Source organism: Neobacillus sp. S1227, assembly GCF_055385255.1.
The window spans coordinates 2,315,180-2,333,005 of the sequence record NZ_AP038276.1 but is presented as its reverse complement, the minus strand read 5'-3'; the positions used below and the strand labels follow the sequence as shown (position 1 = coordinate 2,333,005).

Sequence of the window (17,826 nt, the reverse complement as noted above, 5' to 3'; positions counted from 1 at the left end):
ATGGAATTCAAAAATGAAGTGCTTTCTTTGTTGGCAGAAATTTGTCAAGACGATATTGTGAAGGAAAATCCGGATATTGATTTATTTGATACCGGTTTATTAGATTCATTCGGAACAGTCGAACTGCTTGTTCAAGCTGAGGAACATTTCGGTATAACAGTTCCAATTACAGAATTTGACCGTGAAACTTGGAATACACCGAATCAGATTGCCAATCAGCTGGCTGATTTAAAATGAAAAAAGCCATATTTTCTCCCATCCTCATAGCCTTTCTTGGATTGGTTATGATCATTGGGATACCCAATAATTGGATTATCGGTATGATTCCAAAAAACAGGGTCGCACAAGCAGCGACAGAATTAAATCCATTTATGTTTCAAGGTAAGTATGTTCAGGATAAGATGCTTGAGGATCCTCGTTATTTACCTATTTATGGGTCTTCTGAGCTGGCAAGGCTAGACCGTTTTCACCCGAACAATTATTTTCAAGAAACTAGTGCTGATTTTACCCCTTTTCTTGTTGGCCGGGGAGGAATGGAATCGTTAATCCATTTTCTAAACTTTTCAGAACATGCCCAGCAGCTCAAGGGCAAGAAGTTAGTCTTTTTTCTGTCTCCTCAATGGTTTCAACCTGAAGGCACAGACGAAACCCATTTTGTTCCAAACTATTCCTCTTTACAGGGATATGATTTAGCATTTAACAAACATATTAATCCAGATCTTAAGAAAAAGGCTATGAAACGTCTTTTACAGTTCTCTCCTGTACAAAACGATCCGATTCTTTCTACAATGTACCTAGCGGAATTGACAAAAGATCCGTGGATTAAAAGGGAGAGTTATCTGGTACGTCCGATTGCGTTCACATATCGGGAGTTATTGGAAAAGAAAGATCTTTATTATACGTTAGCTGGCGGTTTCCCACGTAACCGGGAGATAAGCCCCTCGGTTAAAAATAAATCATGGACTGAATTAGCCGAACAGGCAAACCGATATGGGGAGAAAAGAGCAACGAATAATGCCTTTTATATTAGTAACTATCAGTATAATAAAATTCGAAAATTATTGCCTTCATTAAAAAACTCAAAAACCGGTGCTTCTTATGGCAAATCACCTGAATACGATGATTTTGAACTTGTCCTTGATCTTTTAAAGGATTCAGGGGCAGAACCATTATTTATTTCAGTTCCGGTCAATGGTAAATGGTATGACTATACTGATTTCCCACAAGAAGGCCGGACCGCCTACTACGATCGTATTAAGAAGCAAATTGAAGCGAACGACTTTCGGGTTGCCGATTTCTCCAATCATGAATACGACCCCTACTTTATGAAGGATACTATTCATATTGGTTGGAAAGGCTGGGTTTATGTTGATAAAGCCATTAAAGATTTCTATGATGGAAATAAAAATACATCAGTAGCCTTGGAATAGACAGTGCTAGAATAATGGCGTGTAAATCTGTATAATATACCTGAACAAATAATCATCGCTAGGAGATGAAGGAATGTTTTCCAACATTGGAGTACCAGGATTGATTTTAATCTTAATTGTAGCATTAGTTATTTTTGGTCCAAATAAACTGCCGGAAATTGGCCGTGCCTTTGGTAAGTCCATCCGTGAATTTAAAAATGCCACCAGCGGGATTGCTGACGATATTAAAGCAGAAATACATGAAGACATTAAAGAGGCAAAAAAAGTTGACATTACAAAATAATTTCTAAAAAGAGGGCTGTCTCAAAACACAAGGGGTTCCACACGTGTTGAGGCAGCCCTTTTTCTAGTCATTATCTTCTTGATTTTTCTGCCAATCCCTGGAGTTGATTCATGATTTTTTTACGGGACTTGTCATTCCGCATTAAATACGCAGCCCCTAATGCTACGGTTGTCATCAATAATTTTTTTCGATCCATACATATACCCCCCTTTCATGTCTCCCTTATAAAATTCCCCTTCGGCAAGCTTTTAATAATGTAATTTTTTATATTGGGATAAACGCTCAAAAGGAAAAGCCAACTAGAAATAATTGGCTTTTCCTTTAAGATTTTTTTATTCAGCGAGTTTTTCTTTCAGCTTCACATTATGTTCCTTAAATTGTATTAATAAATGATTAAGGGTTTCTGCTGCCTTTTTCGAATCGTTCTTCTCTACCGCAAGCCTAAGGTCATGAAATGTTTTCCATTTCACCATATCTTTTTCACCATGAGCCTTTTTGATAAATTCTTCTTTGGTAATTTTCCCTTCATCTAATTGTTTCTTAAGCTCAGTCATTTTTTGCATTTTCTCTTTCTTCCATTGCTCCCGTTTTACGGCATTTTCCGGACCCATCCATTTGGTGCGAAGAGCATTTCTCTCCTTCAGAACAGCCTCCCATTCTTTTTTCTTATCTGGAGTATATTTCTCTACCCATGATAAAAGCAGCTTCTGCCGTTCTGCCATTTTAGCCTGCCAGTCACGATGATTCCCATGTTCGTGCTTAGCCTCTTCCGCTTCGCAGTCACATGGTTTTTCAAGCTGTTTCCCAGTAGTGTCAGGCACCATATTCGCCTTCCCAAGACCAGGTACCACCAAGAACAGTCCCAATAATAAACAAGCAATTTTGCTTTTCATAAAAATCTCCTTTCTAAATCTTTTATATTTCCGAAACCAATAAATGTAATTTGGCACGTATTTATAATTCCCCATTTACGAAAAAAAATTTACCATTTTGACAAAATTTTAGTGATTATATTGATTAGAAAAAGAGACAGCCCGCTTGTGACAGCGGGCTGTTTTCTATATCCATTCCAATAACTCAAGGCGGTTTCCGAATGGATCATGCAGATGGATTCGGTTTGCACCAGGGAGATTGTCGTCTGCAGTAAAAGGTATATTGTTATTACTAAGATGCTCTTTTAAGGCAGTGATGTTTTCCACAACCAAGGCAGGATGGGCTTTTTTAGCGGGGCTAAAGGGCTCCTCTACCCCAATATGAATTTGGAACGTACCAAACTCAAACCAAACGCCACCGCGTTTCTTTAATTCCTCCGGTTTCTCCACCTCGGCTAATCCTAAAATTTCTCCAAAAAATTTTCTCGCTTCTTCTTCACAACCTTTTGGAGCAGCTAGTTGAACATGATCAATTTTTTTGACGACAAATGACATATTGAATCCCCCCCATTTACTTCATTTACACCTTTTATTTTACAAAAATTTAAAATTTCTAACAAATGTTAATTTAGTAAACATCCCGCTTAGTAAAAATCATAAACGATACCATTAATGCTGCCGCCCACCACACAAAAAGAGTGAGCAATGAAAACGACAGCGTCATACCTTCAATTGGTGGTGCGTTCCCCTTCATATAGTCCGTTAGTCTTAAATTCACCATAAAAAAGTATTTGGCCGATTTCCACGATGAAACCATGTTATTTAAAATCGCCCCAGAAATTAAGGCTGCCAGCATAACCCCCATGCCTGCCGCGGTACTGCGGATTAAAACCGATAACATAAACGACAAGGTGCCTACGACGATGGCCACAAACCAAACGAGTCCAAAATCCATTAATAAAAACTTCCAAAGACTTAAGAGCCTTACATCGGATGTATTTAACCCAGTATCGGTAACGCTGAATCCAGTCAGGATCGGTGTACCCCACCCTTTGTATCCGAAAACAAGTCCAGAAATTCCATATGAGAGAATTCCGGCAATGGCAATAATTAATGAAACTGCCAGGCAAAGTGTTATGTATTTGCTCAAGAGGATTCTCCACCTTTTGACAGGTCGAGTTAAAAGCAGTTTGACAGTGCCCAGACTATGTTCAGATGAAACTAAGTCACTGGCTATTACCATCACCATCAAAGGAATAAACAGGTCAATCGAATTTTCTAGAAAAATCCTCATAAAAGTTGGCGCCCCAGGTTCTGAGGGATTTATATCATGTTCAAGGTAATACTGCTGCTGCTGAAGCGAGATTTGCAGTTGTTTTTTCCATTCGTCTGAAATCCGGCTGCTCGATAACCGGTTGGTTGTGTCGACAATCTGCTGCTGAAGGATGGTCCGCCAATCACTGGTGCCCAATTTCTCCCGCTGTGTTTCAATCTGCTTATATTGAGCATAAGTAAACAACATGACAAGGACCCCAATGATGATGCCAATTACGATTAATCGTTTCTTGGCTATCAGCTTAAGCATTTCATTTTGAATCAATTTATGCAATTGTCTCACCCCCAGTAAGCTCAAGGAACAAATCTTCGAGTACAGGAAGCTTACGATGAAATTCAAGCACCGAAACCCCAGCTTCAACAAGTTGTTTATTCCATTCAGGCGTTCTTTGTTCGTCGAACTCTGTTAAAATGGTACCGTCTTCTTTTTCTTCTATTGCTGTCATACCTTCTAATACTTGTTTTCCTTTGTCAAACGGAGCAAGACGCCAGACGACTCTTTCACGATTTGATAACAACTTTTCAACAGTATCAATGCGAATGATGGCACCTTTTGAAATAATGGCAACACGGTCACACAATAACTGAATTTCACTTAATAAATGGCTCGAGACAAGGACACTCAAGCCCTCCTGTTCAGCCAAAAAGCGGATAAATTCCCGCATTTCACGAATTCCGGCAGGATCTAGTCCGTTTGTCGGCTCATCTAGAATAAGGACCTTCGGATTTCCTAATAGTGCTTGGGCGATTCCCAGGCGCTGCCGCATACCAAGTGAGTAAGTTTTTACTTTATCTTGTATTCTTTCGGTCAAGCCGACAAGCTCGGTTACTTCCTTAATTCGTTCTTCGCCGATCCCATCTAGCATTCGCGCAAAATGAAGCAGGTTATTATAGCCCGACAAATATGGGTATAACTCTGGATTTTCGACAATACAGCCCAGATTTTCCATGGCCTTTTGAAAATGATCTCTAATGTTAAAACCACAAATTTGTATTGTTCCGGAGGTTGGCTTGATGAGACCGACAAGCATACGGATTGTCGTTGTTTTGCCAGCGCCATTTGGCCCGAGGAAACCGAATACCTCTCCTTCCCGCAACTCAAAGCTTAATCCCTTGATAATCTCTTTACGCCCAATTACTTTTTTCAAATCCCTAACGGACAATGTTATTTTTTTCTCCATAGGTTTAACTCCTTACCATGTCATCAATGCAGCTACTCGTTCAGCTATTAGCCGATACCCTTTTTGATTTGGGTGGAACTTATCCGAATATAAATAATCATTTACCTTCAATTCAAATAAATCGAACGTCGGAACAAATACGATTTTAGGGAATACGGCACTAACTTCAGCACTGTCGTAATTCCATTTTCGAACGACTTTAGACATTTCTTTTCCTTGATTTAATTCTATGAAAGGATTGTATAAACCAACAAAGAACACATTGGCAGTCTGGTTATGCTTGCGGATTTCAGTGAAAATAAAATTCAAATTATCCAGATATTTTTTCTCGATGGCTGTTATATCTACCGCTTGAAAATCTATTAAACCCTGCCCGCCTCGAAACAAATCGTTGCCGCCAATCGTCACCAGCACAACATCTGCCTTTTGGATTTGTCTTCCGACCTCCTCCTCCTGAACCTGATTGCGAAGCTGCTCAGATCTTTGGCCATTAATGCCGAGGTTGGTCAGTTGAACAGTCTTTTTGGTTTTTTCCTTGATTTCGTCTACTAGGACACCTACATAGCCTTTACCCGTCTCATCACCTGTTCCTCGTGTTAAAGAATCTCCCAGAGCCACTACGACTAAACCCTTTTTATGTTCAGCTTTCTGCTCCGAAACGGATGGCTTTGAGATTTTTTCTGATGGACCTGCATAATATTCCCCAACTGCCCAGCCAAGTCCTGCCAGCCAGAGGAGACAAAGGAGGGCTGCCACGCCCGTTATCGCACGAATTGAATTCTTACCCAATTTGTTCATCCTTTCTGACCTTCTTCTATCTTTTAATTTAAACACTAATTGTTTGGGAAGCAAATTTGAATTGTGAATTTTAAGCGAAACTAAAAATATTTATTGACTCAATAATACGATTCTAGTATCTTTTATGTAGTTATGAAAACTACATGATTTGTTAATCTAAAATGTAAGCTATTACAAAAGTCAATACATCTATTGAAATACGCGGAAGGAAGAGGACTTATGAACAAGGCAAAGATCGCATGGATTACCGATACAACATCTTCTCTCTCTTTGGAATTTATCGAGAAAAATGACATACATGTTGTCCCGCTGCACGTTGTTATTAACGATGAATTTTACAAGGAAACGATTGATATTACTCAAGAGGAATTTTATGAACAAATGAAAAATGAGGATGGAAAATTTCAATCGTCCCAGCCGTCCATCAATGATTTCCTAGAGCTCTATGAAAGGTTGAAGGAGGAATATGATTTCGGGATTGCTATCCATGCATCAAGTGTTCTAACCGGTACCTATCAAACTTCCGTATTAGCCGCTAATATGGCTGGCTTTACACTTTACGCAATTGATTCTCTTACAGGTTCATATCCGCTTTCCTTTATTATTAATAGAGGGATTGAGCTTGTTGAACAGGGACTTGAAATTGAAGAGGTTGTAAACCAGTTAAATGCTTTGCGTGATCATACGCGCCTATTTTTAGTCCCTTCTAATCTCGATCAGCTGCACAAAAGCGGCCGCGTCTCAGGCGGACAAAAAATCCTAGCATCTCTTCTAAATATTAAGCCGATATTAGCCATCGAGGAAGGTACAGCAAAAATTAAAGATAAGGTCCGTTCCGATAAAAAAGCCTTTGCTTGGCTAATAAAAACATTAAAAGAAGATTTGGAAACAAAAAAGGTCCAAAAAGCGGCTATTCTTCACGCGAACGATTCAAAAAAGGCTTCAGAACTGGAGAAATTGCTCCATGAAACCTTTCCAAACCTGAAAACCGAGATAATGATGCTGATAACCGTTGCAGGAGTTCATACCGGGGTCGGGACGACAGGTCTTTCCTGGGTTTGTGAATAAATGAAAACTCGCCGATTGGCGAGTCCGATAGGACGAAGACAGAGACATAGTTGAATTTATACTTTCCTATTAGCAAAAAATAAAACCCGAATTTCCATTCTTGGGAATTCGGGTTTTTGTTTATTAAACTGTAACTAAGTCCTCAGAACGTTCGGCAATGGCTGAATCTTTTTCATTATTTTCTAAACTTCCCATTGGTCCAAAGAATTCAAAGTGGATTCTCTCTTCAGTTACCCCAAGTCCTTTTAAATAGCCATTAATGGCCTTCATGAATGGAACCGGTCCGCAGAAATAGAATTCAGCATCTTCGATTGCAACATTCTCTTGCAACCATTCACGTGTCACATAGCCTTCAACATCGAACCGGTTGTTTTGGCGATCATCTTCTGTTGGAGCATCGTAGAATATGCAGCTATTTACATTGTCAAGCTGTGCAAGTTCTTCAACTTCTTCCCTAAGCGCATGGACATTACCATTTGCAGCCGCATGGACGAAGGTTACCTTTCTTTCCGGCTGAAGTTCTACGACTGTCTTTAACATACTCATCATTGGCGTTAAACCTACACCGCCGCTAAGTAATACGACCGGATTCGTTTTTTCAGTATTTAACACAAAATCCCCTGCTGGCGCACTTACCTTTAAAATGTCTCCTTCTTTTACTTCATCATGAAGGTAATTAGATACGATTCCATCCGGATTTGGAGTACCAGCCTCGCGTTTCACGCTGATTCGATAGTAATCTTTTCCCGGAGCATCTGATAAGCTGTATTGACGGATATGGGTAAACTTTTCCCCTTCAATCTCTAGTAAAATACTAATATATTGACCTGGTTCAAAGCCGGCAATTTCTTTTTGGTCTTCAGGCTTTAAATAGAAGGAGGTAATGACATCACTTTCGACAACCTTGTGTTCAACGATAAAGTTGCGGAAACCGTCCCAGCCGCCTGTTTGATTAGCTGCTTGGTCATACATTTCTGCTTCCACACTGATGAAGGCACCAGCAATTACTTCATAAGCTTGAGCCCAGGCATCGATAATTTCATCAGTTGCTGCATCTCCTAAAACATCCTTGATGGCAAGTAACAAATGTTTTCCAACAATCGGATAATGCTCAGGTTTGATACCGAGGCTTCTATGCTTGTGGGCGATTTGTTTGACAACTGGAATAATGGCTTCAAGATTGTCAATATACATTGCTGCAGCATACACCGTTCCGGCAAGAGCTTTTTGCTGTCTTCCCTGTTTTTGGTTAGCATGATTGAAAATGTTCAATAATTCAGGATGGTTCCCGAACATAAGCTGATAAAAGCGGGTCGTAATTTTTTCACCGTGTTGTTCTAAAACTGGAACTGTTGATTTAATAATGTCAATTGTTTTTTGTTCTAACATCTTTATCACTCCTCTTTGTGTTTCCACTATATATGTAGTGAATTGTATATCCGTAATGAATTATATGATATAAATCATAGAGTGAAAGTGATGTAAATCACATTTTGCTATTTTTGAATAATTCAGACTATTACTTTAGTCCGCAAAATTTTCCAGCTAATTCATTTATAATGTAAAATAAAGATTATTAGTAAATTATTGAGGTGCAAAATTAATGGTAAGGATTCGAAAAAAAGTATTTTTATTGTTTTGGGTAATATTTGCGGCGGGGATCATTTATGCAGCCCTTTTACAATATAAGATTTCCTTAAATTATGGTGTAGTTCCATCTAAAAATGCTGATTACCTAATTGTTCTAGGCGCTAGAGTGAAAGGCACCGAACCATCGTTAACATTAGTAAGCCGAATAGATGCAGCTGCCAAATATTTAAAGAAAAACTCGAGGACGATAGCTATTGCTTCGGGAGGGCAAGGTCCCGGAGAGGATATATCTGAAGCAGAATGTATTAAAAGAGAACTGCAGAAACTTGGGATTAACGAATCTCGGATTGTTTTAGAAGCTAAATCAACTGATACATATGAAAATATACGTTTTTCAAAAAAGCTCATTCCGATATCTGCTAAAGATGGTGTTGTAGTAACGAATGACTTTCATCTCTATCGTGCCTTATCACTTGCAGCTGACGCAGACCTAAAGGTACAAGGGCTTCCTGCGGAAACACCGTTGATCGCTGTCCCAAAATCATATTTTCGTGAATATTTAGCGATTACAAAATATTATTTAGTAACATCCCTAGATAATATAAAAACTCGACTCTAGTGGTCGAGTATTTTTATTCCTTTATTTTATTTTTGCAAAAACACATGTATCTCTCGGTTCATTTCCATCAACAGAATTACTATCATTTTTTAAAATGCCTTCCAGGTCAAACCCCAGACGTTCAGGAATGGCCCTGCTTTTCACGTTTTGGGAATCACAGCGGATTTCAACCCGCTTGGCTTTTAATTCTTGAAAGGCAAAATTGGTAATCCTCTCAACTGCTTCCGTTATGTAACCTTTTCCACTATGCCGTGTATCAATCCAGTAGCCAATTTCAAATTTGGGAACATCCCAATTGATCCTATGCAATCCGGAAGATGCAATAAATTCACCGGTTTCTTTATGAAAAATATGCAATCGCAGATCTTCTCTAGCGAGGAATTTCGCATGCGCTTCACGCATGTTAGCCTCTACCTCTTCTGGAGATTGATCGCGGTGGGCCCAGGGCATCCACGGCTTCAGTTCGGTCAAAGAAGTCTGCATTGCCTCATACACCGCTTTCCCGTCACCCGGCATCGGCTTACGAATAACTAATCTTTCTGTGTAAAATTCTTCTGGGAAATCTAGTAAAATAGGTTTCATTATTATGCACCTCCAAAAAAATGGGCTCTTCCGTTTTGAAAGAGCCCCCCAAAAAGGTATTTATTAATATGCTTTTGCCCAGTAAACCATCTTATCTGCGTCTTTTCCGCAGCAAACGCATTTAGCTGATACTTTTTCCTGTTCGAATGGGATACAACGAGATGTAGCCCCGGTATCTTCTTTGATTTTTTCTTCGCAGTCCAACTCGCCGCACCACATAGCTTTGATAAAGCCTGGCTTTGCTTCTAAAGATTCTTTTAATTCAGCAAGTGTCGTGGCAACCGATGTTCTTTCTTCACGATGCTTCAATGCTTTGTTGTACAGGTTCGACTGAATCTCCTCAAGGAGCGCAGCAAGCTTCTCTTCTAATTGGTCCATAGAAACGACGATTTTTTCCAAAGTGTCGCGGCGTACCAAAACTACCTGCTTGTTTTCGATATCCTTTGGACCAACTTCCAAACGGACAGGGATACCTTTCATTTCATACTCATTGAACTTCCAGCCTGGCTTTTTATCACTGGCATCAATATCGACACGAGCCACTTTGCCAAGAGAATTTTTCAATTCATACGCAAAATCAAGCACGCCTTCTTTATGCTGCGCAATTGGAACAATCATTACTTGAGTTGGTGCAGCCTTTGGCGGAATGACAAGACCACGGTCATCGCCGTGAACCATAATTAGTGCACCGATAACCCTTGTTGTAAAGCCCCATGATGTTTGATGAACATATTGCAGTTTTCCATCTTTGTCAGTGTATTGGATTCCGAATGCTTCAGCAAAGCCTGTGCCAAAGTGATGGGAAGTCCCTGACTGAAGCGCCTTTCCATCATGCATCAAGCTTTCAACAGTAAAGGTGGCTTTTGCACCGGCGAACTTTTCTTTTTCAGTTTTTTGCCCTTTTACAACTGGAATAGCTAGGATCCCTTCAAGAACCTCAGCATACACATTTAACATTTTGATCGTTTCTTCCATCGCATCTTCGTCTGTTGCGTGTGCTGTGTGGCCTTCCTGCCATAAGAACTCCAATGTTCTTAAGAATGGGCGGGTTGTTTTCTCCCAACGGACAACGTTAGCCCATTGGTTATATAGTTTTGGTAAATCACGATAAGAATGGATGATATTTTTATAATGCTCGCAGAATAAAACCTCAGAAGTCGGGCGAACTACCAGTCTTTCAGCAAGTTCTTCAGAGCCTCCGTGAGTTACCCAGGCAACTTCAGGAGCAAACCCTTCAACGTGGTCCTTCTCCTTTTGCAGCAGGCTTTCCGGAATAAATAAAGGCATATACACATTTTCATGCCCCGTTTCTTTAATGCGGCGGTCCAGTTCATTTTTGATATTATCCCACAGGGCAAATCCGTATGGCCGAATAATCATCGAACCGCGAACGCTTGAATAATCGATTAAATCTGCTTTTGTGACAACATCTGTATACCACTGCGCGAAGTCCTCATCCATCGCAGTAATATCTTTTACAAATTCCTTAGCCATTTTGACACCTCATCATTTTCTAAAAAATATTTCCCGCTCCAGCGCCTGCTATAGACGCATTTAATTTTTTACATATAAAAAGGCCCTGATCCTAAAAAGGGACCAAGGCCTGGCGGTACCACCCTAAATTCATAAAGCGAATGCTTTATACTCTTTCCATGATAACGGATTTGATCCGCATGTATCTTCAATCCATCCGATACAGAACTCGGAGGCAGGTTCAAATGACCGTCTTAAGAAACCTCGCACCAATGGCTCCCTCTCTTGGTAAGACCTTTTCATTTTACTAATCCCCGTCATTGTTTCAGTTTATATTTTTGAAAAAATTATATATTTCCCATAGCTAAAAGTCAATTCCTTCAAAGGAATATTTTTCATCAGCAATAACCATTATCGCCATTTTTTAATTTTTGATACCTCTTTAATTGACGTTCCGAATCAGTTAAAATGCTATTAATAGCTAAATTGGGGTGGTTTGCATGAAACAGGAAAAAAAGGATGAACTCGTGCTCGATGAGGAGGAAAAAGAAGCATTGCTTGAATACATGAGAATGCAAAATGAAGCCCTGAAACGCATTTTTCATAATGCTGTAGATAAGGAAAAAGATGAAGAGTAAACCGAAGATAAGGATAAAAAAACAATTTTTAAAATCTAGCATTTTCCCCCCTTGCCCCGAATATCAATAGAGAAATGATAGATTTCTAAGGGGGGGCAGGATGTGATAAAGAAAGAACCGGGATTAAAAAGTGGTCCTACTACAAACAACAATAAAAATGATGTTAATGTTAATAATCATTTCAGTTTAACGATTAACTTTGGCGATTCATTAAATGTACTGGCATTGATTGCTGGCATATATCTAATTAGAAGAATCACGAAAAGAAAAAGACTACAAAAACATATAGAGAAATGGCCTTGATTGTTATATAATCAAGGTCTTTTTTTTTGCTCATTGTTCCTAATTGACACAATATTTACTTTGTTATATAGTTTAACAGGTGAATAATTCAATAGGTTAACTACTTTTTTATAAATTAATGGGGTGGAAGCAAAATGGATAACAACACAATTCAGGATTTAATTGACCGCTATGTAAACATTTCTTTTCAGGTACATAGAAAAGCGGAGGCCCTAATTAAAAATCAGCTTGGGAACGAATTAACCAATGACCAGCACTACATCTTAAGATATATCCAGAAGACAGGAGAATGTACCTCGACGGAATTGGCCGAAGCTTTTCAGGTCAATAAAAGTGCAATAACAGCTATTATCACTCGAATGACGGATAGAGGCTTAATACAACGAACTAGAGACGAAAAAGATCGGAGAGTGGTTTATTTAACACCAACCAAAGAAGGCGTCGAACTGTTTCAAAGTGCCCAAGAAAAAGTCCATCAATTAGTTGAATCTATCATTACACAGTTCGATGAAACCGAAATCACAAACTTTATTAACACGTATGAAAAACTAGCAAAAATATTGGATAACAAGAAACTGGAAGAACTGGGGGAATAACAAGTGAGAGCCATTATTAAAGGGAAATGGTTTATCTTAATCGCTTGGATAGCAGTCATCGCTGCGCTTTTTATAGCTGCGCCAAATATGGAAAATCTCGTTCGAGAGAAAGGGCAAATTTCCGTTCCTGAAGGCTACCCCTCCACCCTTGCCGAAAAAGTTCTCAAGGATGTTCAGTCTAGTGAAAATAAGGGTAATTCCTTGCAAACCGCTCTTGTCTTCCATAGTGAAAAAAAATTAACGAAGGACGACTTTGCAGAGGCTGAAAAAGCGATTAAAGAACTAGAAAAAAATAAAGAGACGCTTGGAATTACCGAAATCCTCACCCATTTCACACAAGAAGAACTGAAGGATCAGTTGGTTTCAAAGGACGGTAAAACAATTTTAGTCTCCATTAAAGTTACTTCGAATGATAGAGAAGCTAAAGAAATTGTCAAAGAATTAAATAAAGCAATGGATGATGTCAAACTTGATCATTACTATACCGGCAGCTGGGTGATTGGCGAGGACCTCATCACAAACTCCCAGGAAGGTCTGAAAAAAACCGAAGGTATTACGGTAGTTTTCATTTTAGCAGTGCTGCTGCTTGTCTTTAGATCAGCAGTGGCACCTATTATCCCTTTGATAACGGTAGGATTTAGCTATCTGACAGCGCAATCCATTGTAGCTATTTTAGTAGATAAGGTGAACTTTCCATTATCAACCTTTACCCAGATTTTCTTGGTTGCCGTTCTCTTCGGGATTGGAACGGATTATTGCATCCTGCTTTTAAGCCGCTTTAAAGAGGAATTATCAGTGGATGAAAATGTATCTGAGGCCATCATTAAAACATACAAAACAGCTGGAAAAACGGTCTTTTTTAGCGGAGCGGCCGTGTTAATCGGATTTGCTTCGATAGGTTTCTCCACCTTCCAGCTATACAAATCCGCCGCTGCGGTGGCAGTTGGAGTAGCGATATTATTAATTGCACTTATCACGGTGGTACCATTTTTCATGGCAGTCCTTGGGAAAAAATTGTTTTGGCCAGCTAAGGGGAAGATTGAACACGGCGATAGTAAGATATGGGGTGTAATGGGGAACTTTGCCTTGAAACGTCCATTGATTGCTTTTATTCTTGTTGCCATTATCGCATTACCTTTCCTATTTACGTATAAGGATCAATTATCATTTAATTCGCTTGAAGAAATCAGCGATGAATATCCATCTATTAAGGGGTACAATCTAATTGCAGATTCGTTCGGTCCTGGTGAATCCATGCCAACACAAATTGTCATTAAAAATGACGATAAAATGAACACCACTGAATATTTGTCTATTACCGAAAAAATCAGCCAGGAACTCAAAAAAGTCGATGATATCAAAACTGTCCGTTCAGTCACCAGCCCGACCGGCAAACTAATTGACGATTTCTATATTTCCAAACAGGCCGCAAGCCTTGAGGACGGCCTTGGCAAAGGAAATGAAGGAATTAAACAAATCAGCGGCGGACTCTCTGAAGCAAGTAGCCAGATGGCAGCTAATCAGCCAAAAATGGAGCAGGCAACAGCTGGTATCAGCCAATTAATCTCTGGCACGAATGAAATCAAAACGAATCTGGCAAAGGTTCAAAGCGGCCTTTCAGATATCGAAACAGGACTTAGGCAAGGTGCTTTAGGTTCAACACAAATTAAAGAAGGCTTAACCCAAATCAAAATTAATTCTCAAAAAGCTTTAGATGGAAGCAAACAATTGCTGGCGGGCTATCAACAAACAGAAGCTGGGCTGGGCACTCTATTAAGCAATTATCAAAAAACGGTCGCTGGGTTGGAATTACTAAGCAGCAGCCTTGACTTGAAAGCTAATTTTAATCAATTAGAAACAGATTTTTCAGATGTCAAGAATAGTCAAGACTATCAAACTATTAAGGCGGTAATTGAAGGCATTCCAGGTAATCCGGATGCCACTGGGGCTTATGCGGCAGCACAGCAGCTAACTGCAGGCTTGAATCAGCTTAACGCAGGCCTTAAAGAAGCACAAAACGGTCTTTATACGGCCAATAGCGAATTTGCAAAACTGATTGCAGGCCAAGAACAGTTAATCAAAGGTATGGAACAGCTCCTTCCGGGACTCGAGGCACTTGAGTCTGGTTTATATCAAATGGAAGACGGTCAGGGGCAAATTGTCGCAAATATGCCGAAATTTACTGACGGTCTGGGCGGCATCAATGATGGCCAGCAGGGACTTCTGTCCGGATTTGAAAATATTGGCAGCCAAATTAACCAGCTTTCTGACGGATTAAATCAAAGTTCCGATGGATTAAACCAAGTCTCTAATGGTCTGGTAAGTGCCCAAGATTATTTGACCGGCGTAGCCAAGCAGCAGCAAAATGGTTTTTATATCCCGCAGGATGTTTTAGACAGCAATGATTTTGCGAAAGTTCTGAATGCCTATATGTCAAAGGATCGCAAGGTCATGACGATGGATGTTGTCTTTAATAAGAACCCATACTCTAATGAGGCGATAAACAGAATACCAGTCATTAAAGATGCTGTAAAACGCGCAGTTAAAGGTACCAAGCTTGAAAATGCGAAGGTTGCTATTGGAGGTGTTTCAAGCATGCACCATGATCTGGATACTATTTCCAAAGGTGACTATTCCAGAACTGTTATCTTAATGCTTGCGGGAATCGGAATCATATTGATCATCCTGCTTCGTTCACTGATAATGCCAATTTACCTGATCGGTTCCTTAGTCTTAACCTACTATACTTCAATGTCAATCTCTGAATATATTTTTGTAAACTGGTTAGGTTACACAGGCATCAGCTGGGCTGTACCCTTCTTTGCCTTTGTTATTCTTGTTGCGCTTGGAATCGACTACAGTATTTTCTTAATGGATCGCTTTAACGAGTATCGTGATCTGCCAGTTGAAAAAGCCATTCTTGAATCAATGAAGAAGATGGGGACTGTCATCATTTCAGCAGCTGTCATTTTAGGTGGAACGTTTGCAGCGATGATGCCTTCCGGTGTTTTATCATTACTAGAAATTGCTACGATTCTATTAATTGGCCTTGCTTTATATGCTCTAGTGGTTCTTCCGCTGTTTGTACCAGTTATGGTACGCACCTTTGGAGAAGCCAACTGGTGGCCATTTAAAAAATAACTCCAACACCTAAGAGACTATGAATCACAGTTGAAGGATGGTAAGGACCCTGTCTTTGACCCTGTCAAACTCGGAATTCAAGACGCAGACTTCTGGGAAAAGGAATACAATCCACTTGAAAGTGAAAAGACAGGCTGATATTTAAGCTTATATCTTAAAGGACTAACTCTGATTAAATTCGGGTTAGTTCTTTTTATTTGATTTAATGAAACTTTTTTAGGACTAATTCGTAGAAACTGTTATATGTATTCAGTATGTTTCTCCCTATTCTTATATAAATTTATATGGGAAAGATTGTTAGAAAAATAAGGAGTGAAAAATATGGGTGTTACATTAAGCAAAGGTCAAAAAGTGGATTTAACAAAATCCCACCCCGGCCTTCAAAAAGTTGTTGTGGGTTTGGGTTGGAATATCAATCAAAACGGTTCGAATTTTGATTTGGATGCATCCGCTTTTCTATTGGGTCCATCAGGAAAAGTACAAAGCGATCAGGATTTTGTTTTTTACAATAATCCATCCGGAGGAAATGGAGCCATTATTTATAGCGGCGATAATCGAATTGGCTCCGGAGTTAAGGACGACGAACAAATACGAATTGATCTAAACCAGGTACCCGCTCACATTCATCGGATCGCCTTCACCATTACAATTCATGATGCCCAGGCGAAGCGACAAAATTTCGGACAAGTATCTGATTCCTATGTCCGAATATTTAATGAGCTAAACAATGAAGAATTATTGAGATTTAATCTAGGCAGGGATTTTACAGTTGAAACCGCTATTGTCGCAGCAGAAATATATCGTCATAACGGTGAATGGAAATTTAATGCCGTTGCCAGTGGATTTCAAGGCGGATTGGCTGCCCTTTGTGGAAATTTTGGGGTAACTGTTGATGATGCCCCTGTCAATTCGTCTTATTCTGCTCCGGTTCAACAGTCAAACCGCCAGCCTGGGAATTCATTTCAACCAAGCTCATCCAATCAGTTCATGGGAAATCCTTATCAAACCCAGAACAATAATTCCCATCAATCTCAGTCCTTTTTTCCGCAGAACGGGAGCCAAAATAATAATAATTATGATCCGTATCGCCAAAGTCAAAATCAATATGATCCATACCCGCAAAGCCAAAATACATCCCAGCAGCCGATCCATCTTCAGCCGGATTCTACACATCGACAACCTGCTTTTGGCTTTCCGTCTCAAACATTCCCTTCTTCAACAAGCCCGAGGTCTACATATGGGGGCGATGATATCGTTTGCCCACGTTGTCATTCTTCAAATGTACGTACCGGCAAAAAAGGGTTTGGTTTGGGCAAAGCGGCAATTGGCGGTTTAATTCTGGGTCCTGTCGGTTTGCTTGGCGGGTTTATTGGTCATAACCAATTAAAATTCACCTGCAATAGCTGTGGTAGTAATTGGTCCCCTTCTCAAACAGACTATGCAGAATGGGCAAACACACAAAAAAGACGAGCACAGGAATTATTTAGTCGATACAAGAGTCAGGATGTATTAGATGCCGTCGTTGCAGCTTGTGCATTGGTAGCCATAGCAGATGGTTATTTAGATGCTTCTGAGCGGCAAAAGATGGTCGATTTTGTTAATCAAAGCGAAGAGCTGCGGGTATTTGATACCACCAAAGTCATTCAAAGATTCAACTTTTTCGTCTCCAGGATTGAAAATGATCGAATGCTTGGCCGTGCCGAAGCATTCCGTGCGCTTGGGAAGATTCGCACAAAACCGGAAATTGCCCGCCTGGTCGCCCGCTACTGCATTGCCATCGGCTATGCTGATGGGAACTTTGACCATAATGAAAAGCAGATGGTCGTTGATATCTGCCACGAACTCGGTTTAAATCCAGCTGAGTTTTTATCTTAGGAATGAAAAAAGCCTCATGCAACTAATAAGCGGCAGAGGCTT

General features: G+C 39.9%; 19 protein-coding genes, 1 pseudogene and 1 other annotated feature. Of the genes and pseudogenes, 11 read left to right on the top strand and 9 right to left on the bottom strand.

Going from position 1 to position 17,826, the window contains the following annotated elements:
* From dltC to ACZ5AE_RS11865, 3 genes are all read left to right on the top strand, one after another.
* Entirely contained in the window at positions 1 to 237 is a 237-nt protein-coding gene (dltC, locus tag ACZ5AE_RS11875; RefSeq protein WP_464572501.1) for a D-alanine--poly(phosphoribitol) ligase subunit 2, read from the top strand.
* Positions 234 to 1,430, top strand: coding sequence for a D-alanyl-lipoteichoic acid biosynthesis protein DltD (gene dltD / locus ACZ5AE_RS11870; RefSeq protein WP_464572499.1), 1,197 nt, complete (start codon positions 234 to 236; stop codon positions 1,428 to 1,430). The genes dltC and dltD overlap by 4 nt, the downstream gene beginning before the upstream one ends.
* 73 nt (positions 1,431 to 1,503) lie before the next feature.
* The gene (locus ACZ5AE_RS11865; protein ID WP_213115994.1) at positions 1,504 to 1,713 is read left to right on the top strand and encodes a twin-arginine translocase TatA/TatE family subunit; all 210 of its coding nucleotides are present in this window, start codon (positions 1,504 to 1,506) and stop codon (positions 1,711 to 1,713) included.
* Positions 1,714 to 1,783: 70 nt separating this feature from the next.
* On the opposite strand, the gene ACZ5AE_RS11860 is transcribed toward ACZ5AE_RS11865, so the two are convergent.
* From ACZ5AE_RS11860 to ACZ5AE_RS11835, 6 genes are all read right to left on the bottom strand, one after another.
* Entirely contained in the window at positions 1,784 to 1,909 is a 126-nt protein-coding gene (locus ACZ5AE_RS11860; protein ID WP_464572497.1) for a hypothetical protein, read from the bottom strand.
* A 136-nt stretch (positions 1,910 to 2,045) separates the two neighbouring features.
* Positions 2,046 to 2,606 carry a hypothetical protein gene (locus tag ACZ5AE_RS11855; protein ID WP_464572495.1) on the bottom strand — a complete coding sequence of 187 codons (561 nt, stop codon included), beginning with the start codon at positions 2,604 to 2,606 and terminating at the stop codon, positions 2,046 to 2,048.
* A 165-nt stretch (positions 2,607 to 2,771) separates the two neighbouring features.
* Positions 2,772 to 3,140, bottom strand: coding sequence for a VOC family protein (locus ACZ5AE_RS11850; RefSeq protein ID WP_464572493.1), 369 nt, complete (start codon positions 3,138 to 3,140; stop codon positions 2,772 to 2,774).
* Between the two features lie 73 nt (positions 3,141 to 3,213).
* Positions 3,214 to 4,194, bottom strand: a complete 981-nt coding sequence (locus ACZ5AE_RS11845; RefSeq protein WP_464572491.1) for an ABC transporter permease — start codon at positions 4,192 to 4,194, stop codon at positions 3,214 to 3,216.
* A complete protein-coding gene (locus tag ACZ5AE_RS11840) occupies positions 4,187 to 5,101 on the bottom strand; it encodes an ABC transporter ATP-binding protein (RefSeq protein ID WP_464572489.1) in 915 nt (304 codons plus the stop codon). The genes ACZ5AE_RS11845 and ACZ5AE_RS11840 overlap by 8 nt, the downstream gene beginning before the upstream one ends.
* 12 nt (positions 5,102 to 5,113) lie before the next feature.
* Positions 5,114 to 5,890, bottom strand: coding sequence for an SGNH/GDSL hydrolase family protein (locus tag ACZ5AE_RS11835; RefSeq protein ID WP_464573606.1), 777 nt, complete (start codon positions 5,888 to 5,890; stop codon positions 5,114 to 5,116).
* Positions 5,891 to 6,118: 228 nt separating this feature from the next.
* Between ACZ5AE_RS11835 and ACZ5AE_RS11830 the strand changes: the two genes are divergently transcribed.
* Complete coding sequence (locus ACZ5AE_RS11830; protein ID WP_464572487.1) at positions 6,119 to 6,967, top strand: DegV family protein; 849 nt, start codon at positions 6,119 to 6,121, stop codon at positions 6,965 to 6,967.
* A gap of 123 nt (positions 6,968 to 7,090) precedes the next feature.
* Here the strand turns inward: ACZ5AE_RS11830 and hmpA are convergent, their stop codons facing one another.
* On the bottom strand, positions 7,091 to 8,356 hold the full coding sequence (gene hmpA, locus ACZ5AE_RS11825; RefSeq protein ID WP_464572485.1) for an NO-inducible flavohemoprotein: 1,266 nt from the start codon (positions 8,354 to 8,356) through the stop codon (positions 7,091 to 7,093).
* Positions 8,357 to 8,579: 223 nt separating this feature from the next.
* Between hmpA and ACZ5AE_RS11820 the strand changes: the two genes are divergently transcribed.
* Positions 8,580 to 9,176 (top strand): YdcF family protein, encoded by a 597-nt coding sequence (locus tag ACZ5AE_RS11820; protein WP_464573605.1) that lies wholly within the window; start codon positions 8,580 to 8,582, stop codon positions 9,174 to 9,176.
* A 21-nt stretch (positions 9,177 to 9,197) separates the two neighbouring features.
* Here ACZ5AE_RS11820 and ACZ5AE_RS11815 read toward each other — a convergent pair whose 3' ends face one another.
* Entirely contained in the window at positions 9,198 to 9,758 is a 561-nt protein-coding gene (locus ACZ5AE_RS11815) for a GNAT family N-acetyltransferase (protein WP_464572483.1), read from the bottom strand.
* A gap of 63 nt (positions 9,759 to 9,821) precedes the next feature.
* Positions 9,822 to 11,252 (bottom strand): proline--tRNA ligase, encoded by a 1,431-nt coding sequence (gene proS / locus ACZ5AE_RS11810; protein ID WP_464572481.1) that lies wholly within the window; start codon positions 11,250 to 11,252, stop codon positions 9,822 to 9,824.
* A gap of 94 nt (positions 11,253 to 11,346) precedes the next feature.
* Positions 11,347 to 11,561, bottom strand: a binding site (T-box leader).
* Positions 11,562 to 11,731: 170 nt separating this feature from the next.
* Between proS and ACZ5AE_RS11805 the strand changes: the two genes are divergently transcribed.
* The 6 genes and pseudogenes from ACZ5AE_RS11805 (at position 11,732) to ACZ5AE_RS11780 (ending at position 17,784) form a co-directional block, all read left to right on the top strand.
* Positions 11,732 to 11,869, top strand: a complete 138-nt coding sequence (locus tag ACZ5AE_RS11805; RefSeq protein ID WP_464572479.1) for a hypothetical protein — start codon at positions 11,732 to 11,734, stop codon at positions 11,867 to 11,869.
* 102 nt (positions 11,870 to 11,971) lie between these two features.
* Positions 11,972 to 12,172 carry a hypothetical protein gene (locus ACZ5AE_RS11800; RefSeq protein WP_464572477.1) on the top strand — a complete coding sequence of 67 codons (201 nt, stop codon included), beginning with the start codon at positions 11,972 to 11,974 and terminating at the stop codon, positions 12,170 to 12,172.
* A gap of 134 nt (positions 12,173 to 12,306) precedes the next feature.
* Positions 12,307 to 12,768 (top strand): MarR family winged helix-turn-helix transcriptional regulator, encoded by a 462-nt coding sequence (locus ACZ5AE_RS11795; protein ID WP_464572475.1) that lies wholly within the window; start codon positions 12,307 to 12,309, stop codon positions 12,766 to 12,768.
* Positions 12,769 to 12,771: 3 nt separating this feature from the next.
* Positions 12,772 to 15,909, top strand: coding sequence for an MMPL family transporter (locus ACZ5AE_RS11790; RefSeq protein ID WP_464572473.1), 3,138 nt, complete (start codon positions 12,772 to 12,774; stop codon positions 15,907 to 15,909).
* 9 nt (positions 15,910 to 15,918) lie between these two features.
* Positions 15,919 to 16,047, top strand: a pseudogene (locus ACZ5AE_RS11785) (alanine:cation symporter family protein); the annotation flags it as partial.
* A 183-nt stretch (positions 16,048 to 16,230) separates the two neighbouring features.
* Positions 16,231 to 17,784 carry a TerD family protein gene (locus tag ACZ5AE_RS11780; RefSeq protein ID WP_464572471.1) on the top strand — a complete coding sequence of 518 codons (1,554 nt, stop codon included), beginning with the start codon at positions 16,231 to 16,233 and terminating at the stop codon, positions 17,782 to 17,784.
* Positions 17,785 to 17,826: the final 42 nt, after the last annotated feature.

Excerpts from the sequence above, each read along its gene's own strand:
- dltC (WP_464572501.1), top strand. The coding sequence starts at position 1 with ATGGAATTCAAAAATGAAGTGCTTTCTTTGTTGGCAGAAATTTGTCAA.
- dltD (WP_464572499.1), top strand. The coding sequence starts at position 234 with ATGAAAAAAGCCATATTTTCTCCCATCCTCATAGCCTTTCTTGGATTG.
- ACZ5AE_RS11865 (WP_213115994.1), top strand. The coding sequence starts at position 1,504 with ATGTTTTCCAACATTGGAGTACCAGGATTGATTTTAATCTTAATTGTA.
- ACZ5AE_RS11860 (WP_464572497.1), bottom strand. The coding sequence starts at position 1,909 with ATGGATCGAAAAAAATTATTGATGACAACCGTAGCATTAGGGGCTGCG.
- ACZ5AE_RS11855 (WP_464572495.1), bottom strand. The coding sequence starts at position 2,606 with ATGAAAAGCAAAATTGCTTGTTTATTATTGGGACTGTTCTTGGTGGTA.
- ACZ5AE_RS11850 (WP_464572493.1), bottom strand. The coding sequence starts at position 3,140 with ATGTCATTTGTCGTCAAAAAAATTGATCATGTTCAACTAGCTGCTCCA.
- ACZ5AE_RS11840 (WP_464572489.1), bottom strand. The coding sequence starts at position 5,101 with ATGGAGAAAAAAATAACATTGTCCGTTAGGGATTTGAAAAAAGTAATT.
- ACZ5AE_RS11830 (WP_464572487.1), top strand. The coding sequence starts at position 6,119 with ATGAACAAGGCAAAGATCGCATGGATTACCGATACAACATCTTCTCTC.
- hmpA (WP_464572485.1), bottom strand. The coding sequence starts at position 8,356 with ATGTTAGAACAAAAAACAATTGACATTATTAAATCAACAGTTCCAGTT.
- ACZ5AE_RS11815 (WP_464572483.1), bottom strand. The coding sequence starts at position 9,758 with ATGAAACCTATTTTACTAGATTTCCCAGAAGAATTTTACACAGAAAGA.
- proS (WP_464572481.1), bottom strand. The coding sequence starts at position 11,252 with ATGGCTAAGGAATTTGTAAAAGATATTACTGCGATGGATGAGGACTTC.
- ACZ5AE_RS11805 (WP_464572479.1), top strand. The coding sequence starts at position 11,732 with ATGAAACAGGAAAAAAAGGATGAACTCGTGCTCGATGAGGAGGAAAAA.
- ACZ5AE_RS11795 (WP_464572475.1), top strand. The coding sequence starts at position 12,307 with ATGGATAACAACACAATTCAGGATTTAATTGACCGCTATGTAAACATT.
- ACZ5AE_RS11780 (WP_464572471.1), top strand. The coding sequence starts at position 16,231 with ATGGGTGTTACATTAAGCAAAGGTCAAAAAGTGGATTTAACAAAATCC.